The 21,278-nt window shown below is 43.0% G+C and carries 15 protein-coding genes; 11 read left to right on the forward strand and 4 right to left on the reverse strand.

What is annotated here, in order from left to right; translation table 11 throughout:
• Window positions 1–276 precede the first annotated feature (276 nt).
• The 6 genes from AC6CH7_RS14955 (at window position 277) to AC6CH7_RS14980 (ending at window position 10,529) form a co-directional block, all read left to right on the forward strand.
• Entirely contained in the window at window positions 277–1,668 is a 1,392-nt protein-coding gene (locus AC6CH7_RS14955) for an undecaprenyl-phosphate glucose phosphotransferase (protein ID WP_498263524.1), read from the forward strand.
• A 19-nt stretch (window positions 1,669–1,687) separates the two neighbouring features.
• Complete coding sequence (locus tag AC6CH7_RS14960) at window positions 1,688–2,764, forward strand: mannose-1-phosphate guanylyltransferase (RefSeq protein WP_498263525.1); 1,077 nt, start codon at window positions 1,688–1,690, stop codon at window positions 2,762–2,764.
• Window positions 2,765–2,981: 217 nt separating this feature from the next.
• Entirely contained in the window at window positions 2,982–6,215 is a 3,234-nt protein-coding gene (locus AC6CH7_RS14965) for a SusC/RagA family TonB-linked outer membrane protein (RefSeq protein ID WP_498263526.1), read from the forward strand.
• Between the two features lie 18 nt (window positions 6,216–6,233).
• Complete coding sequence (locus AC6CH7_RS14970; RefSeq protein ID WP_498263527.1) at window positions 6,234–7,946, forward strand: RagB/SusD family nutrient uptake outer membrane protein; 1,713 nt, start codon at window positions 6,234–6,236, stop codon at window positions 7,944–7,946.
• Window positions 7,947–8,148: 202 nt separating this feature from the next.
• Window positions 8,149–9,567, forward strand: a complete 1,419-nt coding sequence (locus tag AC6CH7_RS14975) for an MBOAT family O-acyltransferase (protein ID WP_498263528.1) — start codon at window positions 8,149–8,151, stop codon at window positions 9,565–9,567.
• A 2-nt stretch (window positions 9,568–9,569) separates the two neighbouring features.
• Window positions 9,570–10,529 carry a hypothetical protein gene (locus tag AC6CH7_RS14980; RefSeq protein WP_498263529.1) on the forward strand — a complete coding sequence of 320 codons (960 nt, stop codon included), beginning with the start codon at window positions 9,570–9,572 and terminating at the stop codon, window positions 10,527–10,529.
• Here AC6CH7_RS14980 and AC6CH7_RS14985 read toward each other — a convergent pair.
• Window positions 10,526–11,242, reverse strand: a complete 717-nt coding sequence (locus tag AC6CH7_RS14985; protein WP_498263530.1) for a GntR family transcriptional regulator — start codon at window positions 11,240–11,242, stop codon at window positions 10,526–10,528. The genes AC6CH7_RS14980 and AC6CH7_RS14985 overlap by 4 nt on opposite strands.
• 83 nt (window positions 11,243–11,325) lie before the next feature.
• Here AC6CH7_RS14985 and AC6CH7_RS14990 point away from each other — a divergent pair, with 83 nt between their 5' ends.
• From AC6CH7_RS14990 to AC6CH7_RS15005, 4 genes are read left to right on the forward strand one after another with little or no spacing between them, the layout of a single operon-like run.
• A complete protein-coding gene (locus AC6CH7_RS14990; RefSeq protein ID WP_498263531.1) occupies window positions 11,326–12,165 on the forward strand; it encodes a class I fructose-bisphosphate aldolase in 840 nt (279 codons plus the stop codon).
• A 5-nt stretch (window positions 12,166–12,170) separates the two neighbouring features.
• Window positions 12,171–13,319, forward strand: coding sequence for a Gfo/Idh/MocA family protein (locus AC6CH7_RS14995; RefSeq protein WP_498263532.1), 1,149 nt, complete (start codon window positions 12,171–12,173; stop codon window positions 13,317–13,319).
• Window positions 13,316–13,888 (forward strand): D-lyxose/D-mannose family sugar isomerase, encoded by a 573-nt coding sequence (locus AC6CH7_RS15000; RefSeq protein WP_498263533.1) that lies wholly within the window; start codon window positions 13,316–13,318, stop codon window positions 13,886–13,888. Before AC6CH7_RS14995 ends, AC6CH7_RS15000 begins: the two co-directional genes overlap by 4 nt.
• Window positions 13,889–13,891: 3 nt before the next feature.
• Window positions 13,892–14,902: a carbohydrate kinase family protein gene (locus AC6CH7_RS15005; RefSeq protein ID WP_498263534.1), complete on the forward strand. Its 1,011-nt coding sequence runs from the start codon at window positions 13,892–13,894 to the stop codon at window positions 14,900–14,902.
• Window positions 14,903–15,024: 122 nt separating this feature from the next.
• Here AC6CH7_RS15005 and AC6CH7_RS15010 read toward each other — a convergent pair whose 3' ends face one another.
• From AC6CH7_RS15010 to AC6CH7_RS15020, 3 genes are all read right to left on the reverse strand, one after another.
• Entirely contained in the window at window positions 15,025–16,467 is a 1,443-nt protein-coding gene (locus AC6CH7_RS15010; protein WP_498263535.1) for an AAA family ATPase, read from the reverse strand.
• Window positions 16,468–16,701: 234 nt separating this feature from the next.
• Window positions 16,702–17,835, reverse strand: a complete 1,134-nt coding sequence (locus AC6CH7_RS15015) for a beta-1,2-mannosidase (RefSeq protein WP_498263536.1) — start codon at window positions 17,833–17,835, stop codon at window positions 16,702–16,704.
• A gap of 1 nt (window position 17,836) precedes the next feature.
• Window positions 17,837–20,158, reverse strand: coding sequence for a GH92 family glycosyl hydrolase (locus AC6CH7_RS15020; protein ID WP_498263537.1), 2,322 nt, complete (start codon window positions 20,156–20,158; stop codon window positions 17,837–17,839).
• 141 nt (window positions 20,159–20,299) lie between these two features.
• Between AC6CH7_RS15020 and AC6CH7_RS15025 the strand changes: the two genes are divergently transcribed.
• Entirely contained in the window at window positions 20,300–21,139 is an 840-nt protein-coding gene (locus AC6CH7_RS15025; RefSeq protein ID WP_498263538.1) for an alpha/beta hydrolase, read from the forward strand.
• Window positions 21,140–21,278 lie beyond the last annotated feature (139 nt).

Genomic DNA, 21,278 nt, shown 5'->3' on the forward strand with positions numbered 1-21,278 from the left:
GTTTATTGAAAGTTATATCAAATATATTCTTTTTTCTGCTTAAAAATTTTAAATTTGTGTATGTTTTACACTAAGCCCCTGTAATATGAATTAAACGACGAAATAGCATAAATAATACAAACAGACGTATAAATAAAAATCACTCCCTATGATAATAAAAAAAGTCTTAACAGCAGGAGGTATCCGAGTGATCGGTACCTGTATAGTGCATGGGTTTGCATCAAATCGAATGTACTACGAAATTATAATTGCGGATAATACTAATCCTAAATCCCTATGTTAACACGTTATATCTACCTCCTCAGATATGTTTTGCTGATTACCGATGTAATTATGCTAAACATCATCTATTTTAGCGCATATTACCTCTCTCTTAGTCTCGGAAAGTCAATTTCAGATGAATTGCACCAGCATTATCTTGTGGTTTGTAATTTAATCTGGCTATTTAATACAGCTGTATTTGGCTTATATACACTTTATGGAGCCAGAAAGCTCACCAGGATCTATCGTGGAACCTGGAGAAGTGTTGCTTTACATATTGTCCTGTTTACAGGATACCTGATGTTGTCGAGGGATCATGACTTTTCGAAAACCTTCCTGCTGACCTTTTATGGGATGCTTTGCTTTTCTTTCTTATTGAACCGGTTTTTGGGTACTGCTATACAGTACTACTTCTTAAGCAAATTTAACGGAGCGAAAAAAGTTGCCGTAATGGGCTCAAACAGGACTGCTGTCCGGATTTCGAATTACTTCCAAAAACAAAGAAACGTGCAGTTCTGTGGTTTCGTTGGTGGTGATGAGCACATGTTTTCGGTCAGTGGAAATGAACTTTCTGAAGATACCCGTACAAAGCTTGCAGAGGCTGCGGGTAATGGTGTGGTGGATCTTTACGTTGCCGTGGCGCCTGAAAGAATGACTGATGTGAGGCCACTTATGCTTGAGGCCGAAAAACATTGTATCCGGCTTAAATTTATCCCCGACTTTGGCGGGTCTTTAGGAACTCCTTATACCGTAAGTTATCTGGGGGGCGAGTTTCCTATTATCACACTGCGTAAAGAGCCACTTGAAGAAATGAGCAGCAGGTTTAAGAAACGCTTGTTTGATGTGGTATTCAGTTCATTGGTTATCATTTTTATTTTGAGCTGGCTTTATCCTTTAATTGCTTTACTGATAAAGATGCAAAGCAAAGGTCCTGTTATGTTTAAGCAATTGAGAAGCGGCAGAAATGACGAGCCTTTCTGGTGTTATAAGTTCAGAAGCATGAAGGTGAATGATGCAAGCGATAAGAAGCAGGCGACTAAGGATGATGACCGGATTACACCTATTGGTAAATTTCTGAGAAAATCCAGTCTTGATGAAATGCCACAGTTCTTTAATGTATTTATGGGTAGTATGAGTGTAGTTGGCCCAAGGCCTCATATGCTGAAACATACCGAGCAGTACAAAGCGATAATTAACCAATACATGGTAAGGCAGTTTTTGAAGCCAGGAATAACCGGCTGGGCGCAGGTTAATGGATTTAGAGGAGAGACAAAGGCGACAGAGGATATGGAGAATCGTGTGAAATGCGATATCCACTACCTGGAAAACTGGGACTCTATGTTTGATGTGAAAATTATTTTTATGACCGTATTAAATGTGATGCACGGTGAGGATAATGCTTTCTAATTTTTAACCTATAAAATTAATGAAAAACACCTACGTTTTAATTTTGGCAGGAGGCATCGGAAGCCGTTTCTGGCCAAAAAGCAGGAATAACTTTCCTAAGCAGTTTATTGATATTTTAGGTACTGGAAAATCATTGTTGCAACTCACCTTTGAGCGATTTTCTGAACTTTGTCCGCCCGAGAATATTTATATTTTAAGTAATGATCAGTATGCCGGTTTGATTGCCAAACAATTGCCAGATCTGCCGGTCTCAAATATTATTGCTGAACCTACAAGAAACAATACCGCACCCTGCATCGCCTATGCGTCCTTTAAAATAGCCGATCTGAATCCGGATGCAAATATTATAGTTGCGCCTTCAGATCAGTTGATATTGAAAGAAGATATATTCCTGGAGAAGATTCGGATAGCGCTTGATGGTGCAGATAAGCTGGACAGGTTATTTACTTTAGGCATTTCACCAAGCAGACCGGATACCGGCTACGGGTATATCAAATATAACCCTACCACCTCAGGAGAAATACATCAGGTGATTCAGTTTCTGGAAAAACCAAACCTGGAAAAGGCTAAAGAATTTGTTGACAGTGGTGATTACCTTTGGAATGCCGGTATTTTTGTATGGAATGTAAAATCGATATTGAAAGCACTGGAACTACATGCCCCAGAGATCTATGATCTTTTTAATAAAGGATCTGTTTTTTACAATACGGCAGGCGAAAAAGATTTTATAAGGGAATATTACCCATTGTCGCCTAATATTTCTATTGATTATGCCATCATGGAAAAGGCCGACAATGTGTATACTGTGCCGGGCGATTTTGGGTGGTCGGACCTTGGTACCTGGGCTTCGCTTTATGAGGTGCTGGACAAGGACCAGTACAATAATGTTTTTTCCGGTCACCGGGTAAACCTTTCCGAGACAGAGAATTGCATGGTTCAGATTCCGAAGGATAAAGTAGCGGTAATTAAAGGACTGAACGATTATATTGTTGTTGACGACGGAAAGATTTTGTTGATCTATCCAAAGGCCCTGGAACAAGAGATAAAGGCTGTTTCCAATAACGTAATTGAAGTATGTGGAAATGATTTTTCTTAAGGATTTCTAATAAGATAAGATTAAGCATGTTTTGAGAACCGGTTGTCCCAGCCGGTTCTTTTGTGTTTTGCCCTATTATTTCTATATTACATTTAAGTAACACTTATATTACTTTATACTAACCAGATTGTTCACCCGTTAAAACTGACGCCTATGTAGCATCCCCAGATTATTTTGAAAATAAACTATTAACTAATCATTCCTAACCAAATATTTTATGTTTAAAACAGTATCTTTTCTCAAAAGGAAGGCTTTCCTTTTGCTGACCGGTCTGCTATTATCTATAGCTGCCAGTGCTCAAACCAAAATCACCGGTAAAGTAACCGGAAGCGATGATAATCTGCCAATCATTGGAGCATCCATAAAAATCAAAAACACAAATGTGGGAACAACAACCGATCCATCAGGAGCTTTTGCTATCATGGCAAAACCAACCGATGTGCTGATTGTATCTTTTGTTGGCTACCAGGCCAAAGAAATGCCGGTAAGTACGCAAACCACACTTAACATAGTTCTTTCCCAGGACAATACCAGTTTGAGCGAAGTAGTCGTAACCGGTTATACCGCCCAGCGTAAAAAGGATTTAACAGGTGCTGTATCTGTTGTAGATGTGGGCCAGTTAAAATCCCAGCCCGCTGCCAGTGCTGTTGAGGCATTACAGGGCAAGGCGCCGGGTGTGCAGATCGTAAATGACGGGGCACCGGGTGCTACCCCTCAGATCCGGGTACGTGGGGTGACTACCATCAATAACAATGATCCTTTATATGTAATTGATGGGGTGCCTTATGAAGGAAAACTGAGCTGGCTAAATCAAAACGATATCGAGAGCATGCAGGTGCTTAAGGATGCCTCGTCGGCATCAATCTATGGTGCCAGGGCAAATAATGGTGTCGTGATCATTACCACAAAGAAAGGACTTTTGGGCGCACCTAAGATCACCTTTGATACTTATTATGGAACCCAAACGCCACGAAAAGGATCATTCCCGAAAATGATGGATCCGATGCAGTATGCAGAATATTTATTTAGCGCTTACCGTAATGCCGGAGAGACTCCTGCAACCGGGGATAACTATGGCAGCGGGGCTACACCAACATTGCCGGAGTACCTGATTGCCGGCGGTGCATCAGGACAGGCCGTGACTCCGGGGGATGCCGATCCTTCTAAATACAATTACAGCAGGGACCCGGCCACTTTTTATCAGATTACAAAAGCAAACCAGCAGGGAACGAACTGGTTTGATGAAATTACCAAGAATGCACCGGTACAAAATTACCAACTGGCGGCTTCTGGTGGTGGTGAAAACTCTACCTATAGTTTCTCTGCAGGCCATTTGAACCAAAAAGGAACCATTCAATACACAGGGTTTAAACGCTATAACGTAAGGACCAATACCACTTTTAGTGCCTTGAACAAGAGGCTTCGCTTTGGTGAGAATGCACAATACAGCTACTCTGAAGGTTTCGGTATTGGTGTAAACCCGAATGTTTCGGGAGAATATCAGGATGAAGGCAGTCCGGTTAGCTGGGCTTACCGGATCCCGACCATCATTCCTGTTTACGACATTAGAGGAAACTTTGCGGGTAGCCGTGGTAGTCAGCTCGGTAACGCTGAAAACCCTTTGGCTACGCTTTTCCGTGCTAAAGACAATAAAAACAAAAGCAATTTCTTTTTTGGGAATGTGTTTGGAGAACTGGACCTGGTTGATGGACTGGTTGCCAAAACAAGTTTCGGTATCCGTTATGAAAACTATAATGGGATGTCGATGCGTTACCCTAACCTGGAGTTCTCTGAAGGAAATAACTCGAACAATTTAAATGAAAGCCAGGGTTACAATACAGAATGGACCTGGACCAATACATTGACCTATTCTAAAGTTTTTGCCGAGAAACACCGGTTGAACATTTTAGCGGGTACTGAGGCGATACGCTCGCGTAGTCGTTTGCTGGAGGGTGGCCGTAATGATTTCTTTGTACTCGGTAATCCGGATTACTATTATCTTGGTGCAGGTTCATCGAACATCAGCAACAACAGCAGCGGTGGAGTAGGCTCTTTGTTCTCTGTATTTGGACGTGTTGATTATTCATTTAACGACCGTTATCTGGTGAGTGCCACGATTCGTCGTGATGGTTCTTCTAACTTCGGACCTGAAAACAAGTATGGGAACTTCCCGGCAGCCAGTGTTGCCTGGAGATTGTCGGAAGAGAATTTCATTAAAGACAATATAAAATGGGTAACCGACTTAAAGCTTCGTGCGGGTTATGGAGAGACAGGTAATCAGCGGATTCCGGGATTTCAATACCTGAACAGGTTTCAGTCTTCACTGATCAATTCATCTTACGGTTTAGGTGGCGGAAACAATGTGATTCCGGGTGTTTGGCAGAACAACTATCAAAATCCGGCCATCAAATGGGAATCACTAAGCTCAGTAAACCTGGGGCTGGACTTTACCTTGTTTGATGCGGTGCTTGATGGATCGGTAGACTGGTACAACAAAAAAACCAGTGATATGCTTTATCCGGTTCCGTTGCCTGCCACGGCAGTAGGTATGGGTACTTCACCTTATGTTAACGTTGGTGACATGAGCAACAAAGGGTTTGAAATATCATTAGGCTATCATTATGGTAAAAAGGACAATAAGCCTTTTACCTTTGATCTGGGAGTTAACTTTTCACGAAATGTAAACCAGGTGGTTAAACTTGCTCCGGGCGTGACCGAGCAACCGTACGGTTCATTTAGAACCTTACAGACCAGTATCCTTAAAGTAGGTGCACCTTTTGGTTCATTCTATGGTTATGATGTGGTTGGCATTTATCAGGACCAGAACCAGGTAACTGCAGGGCCTTCTTATACTGGTGCCCGTATTGGTGGCTTTAAGTTCAGAGATGTAAACGGCGACAATAAGATTGATCCATCAGACAGGACCATTATTGGTAATCCGAATCCTGATTTTCTTTATTCATTTAGTGTGAATGCATCTTACAAAAACTTTGATGTGGCCATGTTCTTTAATGGCGTGCAAGGGAATGAGCTGTATGAGGCCACCCGCTATTTTACGGACTTTTCTACATTTAACGGGGCCAGAAGTACCAGGCTGCTGGATGCCTGGAGCCCAACTAACACAGGAAGTTTAACGCCATCTCCAAACATCCGTGCTTCGGACTTTGAATACGCTTCTTCGAGCTATTACGTTCAGGACGGAAGTTTCTTCAGGATGAAAAATTTGCAGATCGGTTATTCTTTGCCAACAGATAAGATTTTTGGGGCTAAACTGGGTATAAACAAATTAAGGATTTATGCCAGTGCCACTAATCTTTTCACGATCACCGACTATACGGGTCTGGATCCGGAGGTTAGTCAGGAAACAGAAACCTTTTCTGCACCTGGTGTAGATCGCGGTATTTACCCTAGCCCACGTCAGTTTCTGCTGGGTTTAAGTGTTGGTTTTTAATTTTAAAAAAAAGAAGTCATGAAAAAGATTAATTATATCGTATTTATAGCATTGCTGTTTACGGCAATGGGGTGTGGCAAAGATTTTCTTGAAAAAAATCCACAGGCTGAATTGAGCCCGGAGCAATTGACCACGCAGGAAGGTGTTGAAGGGATGCTTACCGGAGCATATGCTTTATTAAATGGAAACCTGAATGGTACTTTTGGTAATTATGGTGCTGCACCAAGCCAGTGGCTTTTAGGTGAGGTAACCTCTGATAATGCACATAAAGGGAGTGATAACGGTGACCAGCCCAACATGAATTTATTGGAGCGCCACTCGCCAACCAGTACTAACGATAACCTGTCGAATTTATGGGTACGTTGTTTTGAGGGCATCCAGAGGTGTAACAATACCTTACGTTTCCTGGCCGCATTGCAAAGTGGAAGCGGAATTAAATTTCCGGAAGCAAGGGCTATCGAGATTCAGGGTGAAGCCCGTTTATTAAGAGGACATTTTTATTTTTACCTGGCAAGGGTGTTTAAGAATGTACCGCTGATCACTGAGGCGACAACCGAGAAAGCAGTGGATAATATGGCAGACATTTATCCGCAAATTGTAGCTGATTTTAAATTTTCGGTTGACAATTTAGCTGCCGTAAACTCAAAACAGCAGGTTGGCCGTGTGAATAAGGTGATTGCCCAGGCCTATTTAGGCAAGGTGTATCTATATCAAAAGAAATATGCTGAAGCTTTGCCTTTGTTTAACAGCGTAATTGCCAGCAGGGCAAACATCGAGACTTTACCCTATACAGATAATTTTGACATTACTAAAGAAAATGGCCCTGAATCGATATTCGCGGTGCAGCATTCTGTAGGAAGTGATGGTTCGGGTGGTGACAATGGAAATGTTGGGGATATCTTAAACTTTCCGTATGGTACGGGACTACCTATTACCTGCTGTGGATTTTTTCAGCCCTCGATTGATCTGGCCAATTCCTATAAGGTAACTGCAGCGGGATTGCCTTATCTGGATGGTAAGTATCGTCTGGATCCTTATAAGTCGGATTTTGGACTAGCAGGGGCGGATAAGACCAATTACAAAGTTAACCGTACGCTGGCGGTAGATCCGCGGATGGATTATACGATGGGCAGAAGGGGAGTTCCTTTTCGCGATTGGGGAATTATGCAGGGCGATTCGTGGATCCGTGAGCCCTCTAACGGAGGCCCGTTTGTAGCCTATAAGAATGTAATTGAAGCGGCACAGGTTTCCAGTGGTACCGGCCCGGGAAATACCAATGTGACGGGATTGAATGTAAATATCATCCGTCTGGCCGATGTGTATCTGATGGCCGCGGAGTGTGAAGTGGAAGCAGGTAGCCTTGGACGCGCGCTTACACTGGTAAATAACATACGGACCAGGGCGGCTAAACTTCCCGGTAAATCAGCAGATGGCAATCCTGTTGCCAGTTATAAAGTGAGCGTGTATCCATCTTTCCCCACTCAGGAATATGCACGTTCGGCGGTTCGTTTTGAGCGCAGGCTGGAGTTGTCTCTTGAAGGACATCGCTTTTATGATCTGGTACGATGGGGTATCGTTAAGCAAACGCTGGAAAGCTATTTTGGCTTTGAAGGCGGATATTTTGCTTACCTGAAACCGGTTGTGATTGAACCAAGGGATGAGTATTTCCCGATTCCGCAGGATCAGATAGATAGAAGCGGGGGAGTGCTGAAACAGAACGAAGGGTATTAATGCTTTAAGCACCTGAGTGATTAAAACTCAGGTGCTTAATTAAAATTGTGTAGTCGGTTGTTACCTGCTTTTCTTGATTATACAAAAATTAAATACTATATTTTCACTTGAATCCAAACCGACCAGATCTCATCAAGCGCTATACCCCATAATAGAAGAATAAAGAAAAGGGTTCAATTTCGAATTTTTAAAAATTACGATTATGCTCTTTAACTCTCTCCACTTCTTTTTCTTTTTTATAGTGGTTACTCCAGCCTTTTTTTTATTGCCACATCAGCATAGATGGAAACTACTGCTGGCCGCAAGCTGCTATTTCTACATGACTTTTGTTCCGGTGTATATCCTGATTCTGGGCTTCACAATCATTATAGATTATTTTGCAGGGATACTCATCGAAAATTCTAAAGGGAACAGGAGAAGGAACTTCCTTATTTTGAGTCTGGTGGCAAACATTGGCGTACTGGCCGTTTTTAAGTATTATAACTTCCTTAATGATAACCTCTCCTTTTTGCTGGGAAATATCGGTTATCAGAACCACGTACCCTATTTAGAAATTCTATTGCCTATTGGGCTTTCTTTTCATACGTTCCAGGCGATGAGTTATACCATTGAAGTTTACCGGGGAAATCAAAAGGCCGAGAAACACTTTGGGATATACTCCTTGTATGTAATGTTTTATCCTCAGCTGGTAGCAGGACCGATAGAGCGGCCACAAAATATCCTTCATCAGTTTCATACCAAGCAGTATTTCAATTACACCAATGTGGTGGAAGGTTTGAAGCTCATTACATGGGGTTTATTTAAAAAGGTGGTAATTGCCGACAGGTTATCCATCTACGTTGACGCCGTGTATAATAATGCGGACCAGCATAGCGGGCTGACCCTTATTGTGGCGACTGTGTTTTTTGCATTTCAGATTTACTGCGATTTTTCGGGCTATTCTGATATCGCCATAGGCTGTGCAAGGGTAATGGGGTATAACCTGATGATCAATTTTAGACGGCCTTATCTGGCAGGCAGCATAAAAGAATTCTGGTCGAGATGGCACATTTCCCTATCCACCTGGTTCAGGGATTACTTGTATTTTCCTTTGGGTGGCAGCAAGGTGGCGATACCGCGGTGGTACCTTAACCTCTTTATTGTGTTTATGGTAAGTGGCCTATGGCATGGTGCAAACTGGACTTTTATCATCTGGGGGGCATTGCATGGGATCTATCAGATTTTTAGTGTTTCATTTAAAAAATTCAATGAAAAGAATATTCTTGGTTATCGCCCTTTGACTAATGCTTTTCATGTTTTGCTCACCTTCGTGCTGGTCTGCTTTGCCTGGATATTTTTCAGGGCAAATAATGTAACAGAAGCCTTTAATATCTGTAAGAGCATATTTACATTAAAAGGGGGAGGTTTATTTATAGGAACACCAGAAGGGTTTGTATATGCGCTCATCTGGATTTTGTTCTTGCTGGTTGTGGAATACATTACTGAATACCACTCGGATATCATTAAGGTATTTTATAGCCCAAACAGAGTGGTCAGGTATGCGGGTTATACGGTTATTGTATTGTTTATCATTCTGTTTGGCGTGTTTAACGGGGGGCAGTTTATCTATTTTCAATTCTGATTATGAAACCATTTTATAAACTATTGAGGAACGGGCTGATTATACTGGTTTTGTTATTTGCTACAGACAGGGCCCTTGGCGCATTAATTGAGCACTTTTTCTTTAATGAAAAACAAGGTGATTCGGCAGTCACCACGCATGGGATTCTGGATGCTAACGAAGACATTCTTATTTTTGGGAATTCCAGGGCCAGCCATCATTATATTCCGGAGCTGATCACTGAAAAAACCGGGTTATCTTGCTATAACCTTGGCCGGGATGGCATGAAGATGCTTTATTATGAAACGCTGTTGAAGTCTGTTTTAAGTTATCATACGCCAAAAGTGGTGATACTGGATTTGAACCTGAACGATTTTGAGTATCAGCACCAGGAGGAACAGAAGCTAACGGCCGTTTTAATGCCTTATATTAACAAGAATAAAGAGGTTAGTGAATTGATTTATGCGCAGAGTAAAATGGAGTTCTCCCTGGCACATATTTCAACCCTTTATAGGGTTAATTCTTTACCTATGTCAATCATGCAGCATCATTTGGAAATAGGTCAGAAGCACTTTAGTGGATACGAACCGCTTTCGGGAAATATGCCCCAAGGAGCTAAAGTAAGACACATTGACAACGCGAATTATAAGGAATCGAAAGATCAGTTAACCGCGTTTGAAAATTTTGTTAAAGCAACAAAATCAAAAAATATAAAATTACATATTTTGGTATCGCCCGGAATGAAGATCCATATGCACAATGCATTGAAAACTGCTGACCGCATTTTAAGTAAATATGATTTGAAGTGTTACAACTACTCGGAGCTATTTAATGCAGATGCCAATAAGCTGTTTTACGATGTCGGCCATTTAAATGAGATAGGGGCAAAAGCGTTTACAGATAGTGTGATTGTTGACCATTTAGCTGAAATACGCCCAGGCAGAAGTCCATTAGCCGGCTCAAGCGCGATCAGCAGAAACTAAAAATAATCTTGCAGGAAGTGTTCTTCGGTATTGCAATACAGAGAAGAATAGATGTTAAGGTCCTGAATATTGGTTTTAAGCTTCCTTTTCATGTGCAGGATGGGATGGCTTTTTTTAATGTCGAGCAACTCGCTGATGTTTTTGTCGCCAAGTATGGCCCAGATCTTCTGCTCTCCCTCTTTTACTTCTATGTTGTAACTTTCCCTTAAGATTTTAAAGAGCGAGCGGTTTTCTAATTTTTTGGAAATAAACCCGGGCAGATTGATGCTGCTGATGTATGTTTCTTCGTAGAGTACCGGAATGCCATTGATGTGGCGGAGCCTTGTAAAGTAGATACAATGGTGTTTGAGCTCTTGGGCATTTAATGGAAAGAAGAAATCCAGGGGCCAGTCTTGTTCTACCTGCTTTTGCAAAATAGAAGTGCTGAGGCTCTGGCCGCCTACACCCGCGGTAACCCCGCTTAAGGAAAGAATGCCTAAGCCTGCTTTAGGTTCGATGACGATGCTGCCCTTGCCATGACGGCGGGTAATATAGCCTAAGTTGGTTAGCCCTGATAATGCCTGCCTAACGGTAACCCTTGTGGTGTTGTAGGTTTTGCAGAGGTCGTTCTCCGAGGGCAGCAGTTGGCCTTTTTGGTATACGCCTTTTTCGATCTGAGCTCTCAAATCATCAGTTACTTTTTTATATAGGGGGCTTAATTTATCTGGCCTCATCTTGTATATACAAGTTGTTTTTTATATGTTTGATTAGCCCATCATTAATATGGAGGGCAGACCAAATATAAAGGTATGAAATTATGAAGACATACAAACTAAACCGGTTGTTTAACAGCAATTCAGGAAATTGTTTTGATGTAGCGGTTGATCACGGGTTTTTTAATGAACACTCCTTTCTGAGCGGTATTGAGGACATCCAGAAAGCTGTCTCTGTATTAGTTGATGCGGGACCTGATGCCATACAGCTTACCGTTGGACAGGCACAATATTTACAAGCTATCCCCGGCAGGGAAAAGCCTTCTTTGGTTTTACGAACAGATGTCGCCAATGTCTATGGAAAAGAATTGCCACGGACATTGTTTAGCAGAATGATAGCCGACCCTGTGGAACAAGCTGTTCGACTGGATGCGGCATGTGTTGTGGTAAACCTGTTTAGTATACCCGGTGAACCTGAAGTGACCGATCAGTGCATTCAGAATATACTTAAAATTAAACCTTTATGTGAGCGATATGCCATGCCTTTAATGGTTGAACCATTGGTGTTCAAACCCAATACCCAGGCAGGAGGCTATATGGTAGATGGTGACCCGCAGAAAATTATACCTTTAGTGAGGCAGGGTGTTGAACTGGGCGCGGACATTATCAAAGCCGATCCGACGGATAATGTTAACGATTATCATCGCATTATAGAGATAGCGGGCAATATACCCGTGCTGGTAAGAGGAGGGGGTAAAGCAAGCGACCGTGAAATTCTGGAGCGGACATATGGTTTGATGAAGCAGGGTGCCAGAGGGATTGTATATGGCCGGAATGTCATACAACACGATGATCCCGCGGGGATGACCAAAGCATTAATGGCGATAGTGCATCAGGGTGCAAGCGCCGCGGAGGCGGCTACTTTAATAGCAATAAAGCATTAGCTGCGATGAAAAAAGTTAATATAGGGATTATTGGGGGCGGGCTGATGGGTAAGGAGGCAGCAAGTTCCTTTGCACGCTGGTTTGCGATAAGTGACTTACCGGTGCGCGTTGAGCTAACCGCGGTTTGTGACCTTAACCAAGACGTATTATCCTGGTATAAGAATGTGCCTACGGTTAAGTTGCTGACAACCGACCACAAAGAATTATTGGCCGATGAGGAAATTGATGTGGTGTATGTTGCCCTGCCTCATCATTTACACAAACAGTATTACCTGGAGGTACTGGCGGCGGGAAAAGATTTACTGGCCGAAAAGCCATTTGGAATTGATCTGGAAGCAGCTTTAGCGATAAAAAACGAGGCTGACAGGCTGGGGCGTTTTGTGCGCTGCAGCTCGGAGATGCCTTTTTTGCCGGGGCCTCAGCGGGTTTTTAAAGAAGTGGAGTCGGGCAGGTTAGGACAAATTATAGAAATTAAAGCCGGCTTTCTGCACTCAAGTGACCTGGATCCGACCAAACCCATTAACTGGAAAAGGCAAGTGCCATTTTGTGGTGAAATAGGTGTTATGGGTGATCTGGGGATGCATGTACTGCATATTCCATTAAGATTGGGCTGGAAACCTGAACGGATATATGCGCAGCTTCAAAAGATCATTACCAGGCGGCCTGATGGAAAAGGAGGAATGGCTGAATGTGATACCTGGAACAATGCAACCCTGAACACCGAGGTAAGCATAGCGGGTAATCCTGTTCCGATGACCCTGGAGATGAAGCGCATTGCACCCGGAGAGACCAACACCTGGTATATAAAAATATTGGGAACCGAAGGTGGTGTGAAATACAGTACCAAGGATATCAAAACACTATGGACTTTTAAACGTAATACGGAACAGTGGTGGCAGCGGACTGATCTTGGGTTTAAGGGAATGCCATTTACAACAATTACAGGGGGTATTTTTGAACCCGGATTTCCGGATTGTTTTATGCAAATGCTGGCCGCATATATTGCCGAAAGAGCAGGGGTGTTAAATGGTCGGTTTGGTTGTGTAACCCCGGAAGAAGCATTAAATAGTCACTATATATTTGACGCGGCATTAAGATCGTTTAACAACCAAATATTAGAAAAAATAACGTACTTTAAAACCGAAACAGCATGAAAAGATCAGCAATAAATAAAGCAATAATTGATGCAGGGGAATGCTTTACACGCAATGGCTGGTCGTTGCCCCCGAACCCTAAATGGGACATTACTGATTTTGGCCTGGACTCTTTTTTAACTACAGGACTGGTATTGGTGAACTTAGCCGAAGAGAAGGAGTACTGTGAAAAAATAATGTATGCGGTAAGGGGTCAGGTAACTCCTTGCCATACACATAAAAAAAAGAAAGAGGATATCATTTGCAGATCGGGGCTTCTGGTTGTTCAGCTATGGAGCGCAGACCCGGCTGTTGAGGAAAATACAGATACCTTTAGTGTGAAAATGAATGGCAGTTACCGCAGGATTACCTCCGGAGATAAAATACCGATACCTCCCGGTCAGCGGATTACAATAGAACCCGGTGTTTGGCATGAGTTCTATCCTGAATCTGGTGAATGTATTATAGGGGAGGTATCTACAGCCAATGATGATGTAAATGATAACTTCTTTTCGGATAGAAATATTGGCAGATTTAGCGATATTGAGGAGGATGAAGCCTTAATTGTCAAATTAGTAAGTGAATACTAACTCATGAAAAATGGAATATTAGTTGGCGGTAACTGGATCATTGATCAGGTGAAGGTAGTAGATGCTTTTCCTGAAGAAGAAAAGCTGGTTAATATTCTTACCGAGTACAGTAGTAATGGCGGATCTGCATATAATATCTTAAAGGGAATGGCTAAATTAAAAGCCGATTTCCCTTTATATGGCCTTGGTTTGGTTGGTGATGACGACAGGGGAGACCATATCATTAAAGAGTGTTTGGACCTTGGAATTGATGCCTCTGGGATTCAGAAAGCGTCAAATATGGCCACTTCGTATACTGACGTGATGACCGTAAAATGTACCGGGAAAAGAACCTTTTTTCATCAGCGTGGCGCCAATGCCCTGCTTGATGTGGGGCATTTTGACTTTAGCTCATCTACTGCAAAGATCTTTCATCTTGGTTACCTGTTGTTATTGGATAAGCTTGATTTAATGGAGAATGACGGAGAAACCCGGGCTGCAAAGGTTTTAAAAAGTGCGAAAGAAAATGGATTGATTACTTCGGCTGATATTGTTAGTGAGAAATCGGACCGGTTTAACCAGCTGATCCCTTCTTCCTTAAAATACATTGATTACCTCTTTGTGAATGAATTTGAAGCCAGCATGATATCGGGCATACAGACGGTGGATGACAGCGGGCAAATTTTGCCAGATCACTGTTACAAGGCAGCAGCGGAAATGATCAGGATGGGGGTGAACAAATGGGTTATCCTGCACTTCCCCTCTGGCGTTATGGCTGTGGATCATCAGGGCAGTAGGTTGTTCCAGGCAAGTATTGACCTGCCTGAGGATAAGATTGAAGGAGCCGTAGGTGCCGGAGATGCTTTTGCTGCAGGTGTTTTAATGGGCGTTCATCAGAACAAAGCGATGGACACCTGTTTGGAATTAGGCGTTTGTGCGGCTGCATCCAGCCTTTTTGCCGCTACCTCTTCTGACGGCATCACCTCATCGGAAGAATGCCTGCTGCTAAAACAGCTTTACGGATTTCGTAAATAGCGGCGATCAATAGGATAGGGCACAATAAAGTAAGTGTCAATCTGAAAGTATACTCCTTCCAAAAAATCCCTGACTGTCGTTCCCCAAATCACTACATGTAGACATAGAAACTTTAATTCTCCTTACCTATATTGAGGTAAGAACAAATCGTGCATGGTGACCTGGTTCTGGACTAGGCCAATAGAATAAACATTGTTTTTAATGCCATAGGTTGTGACCATGGCTAGAAACAATGCTTTTTTAGTCTTGCTCTGGTGACGGAATATATCAAGTTTGTACTGTAATTCAGCAGCATAAGCTTTATCTATGACGAACTCCGTATTTGAGAACTTTATTTCACATATGCTGATGACATTATCCTGCCTGTCCAGCAACAGGTCGATCTGAGCACCATTTCCGGTTTTTGGGGCATGTCGCCAGGCTGAAATTTCTGTAAATACTCCGGAAATGCCCAAGGCCTGCTTAATATTATCTGAATGTTTCAGACAGATTCCTTCAAAGGCATAGCCACTCCAACTCCTCCATGAAGGTGTCAGTGATTTTTTTAGCCAGGTACCTGCCCCCGAGGCCCGGGAATGTTCGATAAATTTGAGGTAGAAAAGGCTGTATTGATCACTGAGTTTGTAGATACTCTGATTGGCATTTTTTTGGAAAGGTAGCTGGGGGGTAATGAAGCCAGACTCCACGAGTTCCTCGAGTAACAGCGTGGTAGTCCCCCCACTTTGTAGGTTACATGTGGCAATGATCTCGTTTCTTGTCAATCCCGATGGCTTGTCTGCGAGTGCTTTGACCACGGAAATGTGCCTGTCTGCGTTTTCGAATAGAGAGCGGTAAAGGTTTGCGAATTCTGTTGAAAGGAGACCGTCCTTAGTAAAGCAAAGCCTATCAATGGCCTGGGTAGCACTTTCTCCTTTTTTGAGTTCTTTTAGATAGTGTGGCACACCGCCCATTGCCATAAAAATGGTCAATATCTGGTAACGGTCAATATAGATGTTTTTGCTTTTCAGGTACTGTTCTGTTTCGTGCAGTGTGAAAGGTAAAAGGCGTATTTTCCGCGTTAGTCGGTTGTGCAGGCCTCCTTTGCTGTTGACAACTTTTTTGATCATCCAGGTGGCTGCAGATCCACAGATAGCGACGATCAGATTAGGCTGTTGTGATGCCCATTGGTTCCAGAAATATTCGAATGCCGAAAGAAAACCTGATTTATGCGAGCTTAGCCAAGGGAATTCGTCAAAGAAAATTACAGCTTTTCTTTTTTTAAGCACAGGGGTTGCAAATTCCCTGAGCTGCCAGAAAGCTTCTGTCCAGTTTTTAGGAGCTGCTGGAGTTAATGGCGAGCCTAGCGCCTCTGCCATGGCCTTGCTGAAATTGAGCAGTTGCTCGGTAGCATTCCCATCGTGCACCCCCGAAAGTTCAAAAATAAGCTGTTCCCGGAAGACCGAGCGTATCAGGAAAGTCTTCCCAACCCTTCGCCTGCCAAAAACCGCTAGAAGTTCCGATGAAGACGAGGCAAGCGCCTCAGATAGTATTTTTTTTTCCGGTATTCTTCCAATGAGCAATTCCATCTTTCTCCTTTTTAATGATTAAAACAAATTATCTGCAGCCAAAATGTATTTCAAATATATGGTTTTGGCTGCGGATAAAAAAGTATCTGCAGCCAAAACTCATGTAAATCATGTTAATTTGGCTGCGGATAAGTTGCTTTATCTGAACGCTCTCATTATACAAATAGAGATTAAATCAGACTTCTGGAAACAAGCACGAGCCCAGGAAGTCCCAGGCGCGCCAGTGATCGCAGCTTACCTTTTTGCAGGTTCATATACGGCAACTGCAACCCTCGAATCGGCACATCCATAGTATAAAAACCATTTTTGCTGATGGAAAATAAGCCCCTCTACAAATACAGTTCCTGCCGGATATTGCCCGCTTTTTTCAAAAGATTCTGTAGGGACAAAGAATGGCTTGTCTAGCCGGCCGATTACTTTTTCTGGATTTTTAGCATCAAAAAGTACCTGTCCGGCCGCGTAGGTATTGGCCGTATAATTTTTATCTGCTTTGTCGCCAGATGCATTTTTTCCATTGTACAATACCAGTATTCCTTTGTCAGTTAACAGGGCAGGAGGTCCTGCTTCTGTAAGGTCGCTGTCGAAATAATTTCTTCTTGGTTTGATCAGTTCCTTGATTTTTCCTTCTGCATCCAGTGCAGGTGCCCAGTTTACAAGATCGTCAGAGGTTGCAGCATTCAGAAACTTTTCGCCCCAGTACATCAGGTATTTTCCATTCACTTTTGCGATGACCTGCTTTCCATTTACCAGTTGGGTAACGATGGAGGCAGATTTGGTGAACATATTGTAAAATTTACCATTGTAGGCCTTTGCAAATGCTGGCCCGTGTTTGGTCCATTTAATGAGGTCTTTGGAAGTGGCAACACCCAGGCGGGCAACTTTTTTGTTCCACTGCGTGTAAAACATGACATAAGTGCCATCGCTGGTTACCGCTATTCTTGGGTCTTCACATCCTCCCGGATTTTCAAGTTCTTTTTGGCTATCGTTGCCGGGATAAAACACAGGTTCAGCTTTTCTTTTAAAGGTTAGTCCGTCTGTGCTATAGGCATATCCAAGTCTGGATGTTCTGTGGCCAATTCCAACACCTGACTTGTCTTCGGCTCTGTAAAGCACCACAATCTCTTTTCCTTTTACAGTAGCACCAGGGTTAAAAGTATCGTTAGATTCCCAGTCGACATATTTACCTGAGAGCGGATCAAGAAAGGTTGTACTGGTGTTTGGTGAGATGATTGGGTTTACACCAGCAGGTCTTAAAAAAGGACCTAAAGCCCATTCGGGCAGTTTTTCGACAGCTGTTTGTGCCTTGGTCTTTTCTGCAGGTAGCAGCAAAAGGAAGCCGATTAAGGCATATGGGAAAAACTTTTTCATATTATTCTATTCCGAATTGTTTGTTTGGTTGTGCGCCCATGACCAGTTCCAGTTTACCTCCGCGGGTGATGTCCTGATGGTCTAAATAGGCCTTATTATAGGGCTTGCCGTTAAGCTTAGCGCTTTGGATGTAGATGTTTTGTGCACTGTTGTTCTTAGCCTCAATTGTGAAGCTTCCGCCTTTATAAAAGTTCGGATCAAGCCTGATCTGGGTTTTGCTGAAAACCGGGCTGGTAAGCTCATATCTGGTGCTTCCGGGGGTAACGGGGTGGAAGCCGCTGGCGGCCAATACGTACCAGGCCGACATCTGTCCTACGTCTTCATTCCCAACCAAGCCTTCCACAGCGTTGTGATAGGCACGACTACAGATTGCCCTGGTCCACTTTTGAGTAAGCCAGGGCGCGCCAACGCGGTTAAACAGAAAAGGCACATGATGTACCGGTTCATTGGCATGGTTGTAATAATCGTTCCACATCATGTTTTGAGGAACTCTCTCAAAGAAATTGGTCAGGTCTGCCAATACTTTTTCCTTGCCACCCATTAAAGCGGTCATTCCCTCTATATCCTGAGGTACAAACCAGCCTTGCTGGTATGGATTGGCTTCTACTGATCCGTACCATTGTTTCAGTCGGCCTTCCTGCGGCCAGGGTTGCCATTTACTATCTTTATCTTTAGGTCTGAACCATCCTTTTTCGGGATCAAATATGTTTTTGTAAGATTGCGACCGCTTAAAATACTTTTGCTGATCACCTGGCTTTTTCAAAGCTTCGGCCATTTTAGAAACACACCATTCAAAATAGGCATATTCCAGGGTATTTGAGATGCCGAAAGGTTCATAGGCGTATCCCAGTTCCCCATTGCCATATTTCTCTACGCTGTTTACGCAGAGCTCGTATGCTTTCGGGACATTGAAATTTCTTAAGCCTTTGGCGTAAGCATCAGCAATGACCGATACAGCGGGGTTGCCAATCATACAGCCACTGTAAGCATTGAGAAATTCCCAGCGCTCCAGGTAGTTTTCCTGTTTCTCATCGGCCAGGGTAACCAATGAATTGATCATATCGGTTACAACCGAGGGGTTAATTACAGTTTGTAAGGGCATCTGACTTCTGAATACATCCCATCCGCTGAAGATGGTTCTTTTCGTAAAGCCATCTGCTTTATGTGCCTTATGATCGCCACCGTAATATTGCCCGTCTGCATCCTGAAAGGTGCGGGGATCAATCTGGGTGTGATACAGGGCAGTGTAAAACACTGTTTTTTCTTCTTCAGTGCCACCTTCGACTTTTATTTTTGATAGCGACTGGTTCCATAGTTTGTTGGCATTGGCTTTTACTTTATCGAAATCCCAGCCCTGGATATCGGTATGGAGGTTCAGCTTTGCACCCTCCATGCTTACGAAGGAGATGCCGCTTTTCATGATGACCTGTTCGTTTTCACTGGTCTGGAATTCAGTGAAAAAACCTAAGTGCTTTCCTTCTTTTTCGTTTATGTTGTTTAAAATAGCGGCCTGGGCTACCCTTTGCTGGTATTTGTCGCTGGTAACATCCTCAAGCTTTCTTTTCCAGTCGTCAGGAATATCGGCTGACCATATGCCATATTGGGTTAGCGGCTTACTGAATTCTGCGTAAAAATAAACGGTGTAGTCAGCCTTTCCATCGCCATTTCCCCATCCGCCTCCATCAGGAGTGCATTTCATCCATCCCTGGATGGTGTTTTTATTGACAACTTTGATGTATTGAATGGTAGAGGTTCCCCCAACCCTTCGGGCCAGGTCAATTTGTATGCGGGATTGTTTGCTCGCGGGAAAAGTAAAGCGCAGCATTCCACTCCGTTTGGCTGCGGTTGCCTCTGCTTTGATGTGGTTTTCTGTGAGTATTACCGAATAATAGCCTGCAGAGGCCTGTTCAGACTGCTTATCGTAACTGGAACGGTAACCGGATTTGGGGTCACCTGGTTTGCCTGCGCTGGTTTGAAGTTTTCCGATGGTTGGCATTACCAGGAAGTTTCCCAGATCTCCGTACCAGCCTATGCCACTCATTTGCGTAAATGCAAAGCCCTCAATGGAAGTATGCTCGTTACTGTAGCCCGAACCGTTATCGCCACCGGTAATGGTGTTGGGGCTTACCTGAACCATTCCGTATGGAGTGGTAGCTCCCGGGAAGGTTTTACCCAGGCCATGATAGGTGCCTGCAGCATCGGCACTGGTACTTGCACCAATAAAAGGATTAACATAGTCGGCCGGCAGTTTTTTGTCAGGATTTTTATAGGCCGAAAGGGCAACTGCGAGTATAAGAAGGAAAAAAAGTCTGGAATGTTTCATTTGGTTAATGGCAAAAAGGGCGCCTCTTCTTTTATTTGCTAAACCTAAATTAAGTTAAAATAAAGCGTTTTAGCAAATCGATCAAATTTGATACAAAAGTTTTTATGAATTATCGTTAAAAATTATTAACTCACACTTATTATGAGAAAAATAATTTTATTTCTGTTCGGTGTTTTGTTGTATACCCATGGTTTTGCCCAGGAGACGACTTACGAAACAAAGAAAGACATCAGCTATTACCCGGCATCAACCAAAGGCGATGCCTATCGTGATCAAAGGTGTAAGCTGGATGTATATTACCCTAAAAATAAAACCAGTAGCTCAACGATAGTCTGGTTTCACGGCGGTGGCCTGACCGGAGGCAACAAAGAAATACCAAGGGAATTGCTTGAAAAGGGCTTTATCGTAATTGCAGTGGGTTACAGACTGTCGCCTAAAGTACCTGTTAAAGATATCATTGAAGATGCAACCGCATCTGTAGCATGGACTTTTAATAACATTACGAATTACGGAGGAAATAATAAGTTGATTTTTGTTTCGGGTCATTCGGCGGGAGCTTACCTTGGTATGATGCTGACCTTAGATAAAAAATACCTTGCCGCGTACAACGTAGATGCCGACTCCATAGCAGGGTTGATCCCTTTTAGTGGACAGGCCATTACCCACTTTACGGTAAGACAGGAGCGCAAGATAAAAGATGTTCAGCCTATAATTGATGAATATGCCCCGTTATATCACGTTCGTCCAACTGCACCACCAATGTTATTGCTTACCGGCGACAGAGAAATGGAAATGCTGGGGCGCTACGAAGAAAATGCCTATCTGGCAAGGATGATGAAATTAGCAGGAAACAAGACCTCAGTGTTGCATGAGTTGCAGGGGTATGGACATAATATGGTTTATCCGGCGATTCCTTTGCTGATAGAAGAGGTAAACAGGCTTAGTAAAGAGATCAAGACAAAGAATAAGATCGGGTTATAAAACTACATTTAATTATTATGTTGTTTCTGTTCCTGGTCTTCAAGTCTTATGTAGCTTTTGGACAGAATCCTCACGCCTAAGTTTTTGCATTTGCTGAAAAAATGGCGAAATTCCTGAGCATACATTGTCTCAACAAATC

This window comes from Pedobacter sp. GQ55 (assembly GCF_059758925.1).